General features: G+C 23.1%; 1 protein-coding gene. It reads left to right on the top strand.

What is annotated here, in order from left to right:
* The coding region (locus tag BST80_RS05285) for a hypothetical protein (protein ID WP_415746284.1) at nt 1–203 on the top strand (203 nt) is incomplete at its 5' end.
* Nucleotides 204–907: the final 704 nt, after the last annotated feature.

The raw sequence follows: 907 nt of genomic DNA, 5'->3' as shown, positions 1-907 counted from the left end.
GTAATTTTGATTATATACCTTTTAATGATATTACTGTCGCCAAAAATCAGGGGCAGATGAACGATGAATCCTTATCAAATAATATAAATACCCCATATTATACAGAAATATCGGACACAAACAATAATGTCGTTAAAGAAGAAGATATATCAAATGTAGTGCCAGCAGTTAACAATGATGAGGAATGAGCAAAATGAGAATAAAAATAGGTATTGACCCATCAGGAACTGGTACTACTGCTATTGTTATTTATAAAGATAATAAATTAACTGAAAAATTAGAATTTACTAATTATTTATGAATAAAACAAGCTGATTTTATTAAAGATATATTATTTAAANAATGCAATAGTGTTTGTATTGTAAACATTGAAAATTGCTTATATACAAATGCTAATGGTTCAAAAGACCGAGATGATTTATTACGATTACTAGGTGTAATTGAAGACCATAGAGAAAGATTAATATTATCTGCAAAATCAAAGTTTAATTTAATATCACCAAAATATACTAAATCAGTTGTTAAAAATATGGAAAATTTAAGTAAATATAATGATAGTTCTGTATGAAAATATGATAAAGATAATAATTTAACTTATGAATTTGGTAAAGGTTGAAAATATAATAATGAAAAAATAAGTAATCATTTACGAGATGCAATTATTATTGCTAATTATGAGAGTTAATATTATGAAACATTCATATAATCAAAAAACAGGAAAATATTATTCTTGTAAAATTCGGAATGTTAATATTTATTTAAATACAGAACAAGAAGAAATATGAAATGAATTTAATGGATTTACTTATTCTCAACGAATAGAATATNTTATCAACTTTTATATAACACACAATANACTTCTTGCATAACCTATTAAAATAATTGTAAATATTTTTAAAAAGATACT

The organism is Spiroplasma sp. Moj (assembly GCF_016082285.1).
In the GTDB taxonomy this organism is placed as follows: Bacteria; Bacillota_I; Bacilli_A; order Mycoplasmatales; family Mycoplasmataceae; genus Spiroplasma; species Spiroplasma phoeniceum.
This window is presented reverse-complemented; position numbering and strand designations above follow the sequence as displayed.